General features: G+C 32.4%; 4 protein-coding genes. All 4 read left to right on the top strand.

Annotated elements, in window-relative coordinates; all coding sequences use genetic code 11:
* Window positions 1-186: 186 nt before the first annotated feature.
* Window positions 187-1,197: a hypothetical protein gene (locus tag AB1414_19315; GenBank protein ID MEW6609563.1), complete on the top strand. Its 1,011-nt coding sequence runs from the start codon at window positions 187-189 to the stop codon at window positions 1,195-1,197.
* A gap of 157 nt (window positions 1,198-1,354) precedes the next feature.
* Window positions 1,355-1,669, top strand: a complete 315-nt coding sequence (locus AB1414_19320) for a hypothetical protein (protein MEW6609564.1) — start codon at window positions 1,355-1,357, stop codon at window positions 1,667-1,669.
* A gap of 1 nt (window position 1,670) precedes the next feature.
* The gene (locus AB1414_19325; GenBank protein ID MEW6609565.1) at window positions 1,671-1,829 is read left to right on the top strand and encodes a hypothetical protein; all 159 of its coding nucleotides are present in this window, start codon (window positions 1,671-1,673) and stop codon (window positions 1,827-1,829) included.
* A 57-nt stretch (window positions 1,830-1,886) separates the two neighbouring features.
* On the top strand, window positions 1,887-2,297 hold the full coding sequence (locus tag AB1414_19330; protein MEW6609566.1) for a helix-turn-helix transcriptional regulator: 411 nt from the start codon (window positions 1,887-1,889) through the stop codon (window positions 2,295-2,297).
* The last annotated feature ends 48 nt before the right edge of the window (window positions 2,298-2,345 follow it).

Raw genomic sequence — 2,345 nt, forward strand, 5'->3', positions numbered from 1 at the left:
TCATCAATATATAGGTGATTATAAAGCAGGCTGTTTTAAAGGAACTTATGAAGAATATTTAAAAGCAATCTCTGATTAGGAGGATAAATATATCTAAATAAAAAAATCTGGTTGTTAACTTATATTAACGTATAAGTTAACTCCAGAAAAACAAATTAATTAAAAACTATAGATATATTAACATATATGTTAACATTCTGTCAAAGTGAACAGGAACAAAATTTATTACATCATTGTAAGTGCGGGGAATTAATTCATCTTAGATATTCTTATTGCTCGAAGTGTGCTTCTAATTTTAATATAGATAACACAACTGGCGAAAAAGAATTTCAGAGAAGAATAATAAATAAACATAATGATTTTGAGCATAGACAAAAAAGAGCAATTTCTTTCAGAAGAAAAATACACACCTGCGGTAATTTTTTAGAAATTAGTACTTCTATAAATAAGAAGTATAAAAATTTAATTCAAACTCCAGTCCTCCGGTATAAAACCACACAGGAAAATTATACTCGTTCAAATGCTTCTATTTCTCGTACTCGTTCAGTTCTTCGGCGGCTTCTATTATGTAATATATCTTCTGTTATAACTCACGAAAAGAACAGTCATAAATTTATTACTCTTACGTTTCGTGAAAATGTTACAAATGAGGAATGTATGGATGCTTTCAAAAAGTTCATTAAACGCCTTAACTGGGAATTTTATAAAACTAAAAAGCAGATAATAAAATATGTCTGGATAAAAGAGTTTCAACAGCCTCCATATTCACGCCTTCATTTACACGTGATCCTCTTTGATGTGCCTTTTTTGAGTAATGAAAAATGGTCGGAGATCTGGCACGGAGATTTAACAGGTGTCGAAGGTTGGATAGATGCGGAACGTCTGAAAATAAATGATAATATTCGACAGGGTAATAGTCAATTTAAGTTTGTTAATTACCTCTCAAAATACCTCAAAAAATACCTTTCCGGTGAACAATTCGATAGAAAAACAATCGTTGAATGTGCAAATGATAGGGCGTTTTCTTGTTCTCAAAATATCGTTAGACCTGAGTCAATTGTCTGTGAGGATGAATTCAATGATAGTATTATAGACCATTATAATTTATGTGCCTCTTGGGAATTAACCTCTGGTATGCAAAATGATGTGCCTGGTCGAATTTTTGGTTATTATCATATAATGGAACGGAGGTGTTAACATTGTTAACGTGTTAACATTAGTGTTTGCAAGGGTCTAAATGTTAACATTGTATACACGTATACATTAGTATTTACAAGGGTTTAAATGTATACAAAAAGCGGCGTTTACTGGCGGCTTCAATTGACGTCTTTTTGCCCTCTGTTGTGGTTAAGTTGTGGGTAAGTCCAAAATCGGAGGACGGGCTGTTTCCGCAGATTTGGACTTATCCATAGCTTATCCACATCCAAGAGGGCCTTACGGGCGTCACCTACGGCCGCCCATACCTAGCCGCCTGTGTTTATTATTGTGTGCTGATGAAAAAGGTTTTCTTTTCGGTGCTTTCCTGATTGTATTAATCTTTTTTCGGGCAGAAAAAAGTTTGAGTTTAAAATTCCCTTCTCCGAAATCGGAGAAGGATGAACCAGTTGATAAGTCAGTTTTGAGTTTTTTATTCCCTGAAGTAAAAACTTCAGGATTGAGGAGTGATTAAGATGTCAGATGTCGAGTTATTCGATAAGTGGCAGGAAATAATGAAAAGATTGGATTATTATAAGAATATAAGAGATTATACTTCTGCCTTAATTGAGGAAATTCAAAAAGAGGAGGTTTCTTTATTTAGTCAATTAATGGCTCTGGGATTGGTTTCTTAAAAAATAGTTGACCGATGGGTAACTATGTGTTATAATGTCAAAAATGGAGGGGTTAAATTGATTATAGAATATGATGAAAATGGTAATATAATAAGTAAAGAACCTTTTAATATACCTTTCCGTAGTAGTAAAGATTTTTTACTTCAAATAGATGCTTTTAGAAAAGCAAAAAAATATAGTTTTGAGTTTTTAGGTAAGATATTAGGTCTTAAAAAGAGTTCTGTTAGTCGTATATTTGCAGGCGAAAGAGGTTTGACTCTTGAAAATTTGGTGATGCTTCTTCGTATTTTTGGTTATAGATTATCTATTCAGGAGATTATGGATGGTTATCCAGAAGGATATGAGCCTGATATAGAGGATGACAGGGAATTATGCAGTTATGAACTTATTCATCAATATATAGGTGATTATAAAGCAGGCTGTTTTAAAGGAACTTATGAAGAATATTTAAAAGCAATCTCTGATTAGGAGGATAAATATATCTAAATAAAAAAATCTGGTTGTTAACTTATATTA

This window comes from bacterium (assembly GCA_040755795.1).
GTDB lineage: Bacteria > UBA9089 > CG2-30-40-21 > CG2-30-40-21 > SBAY01 > JBFLXS01.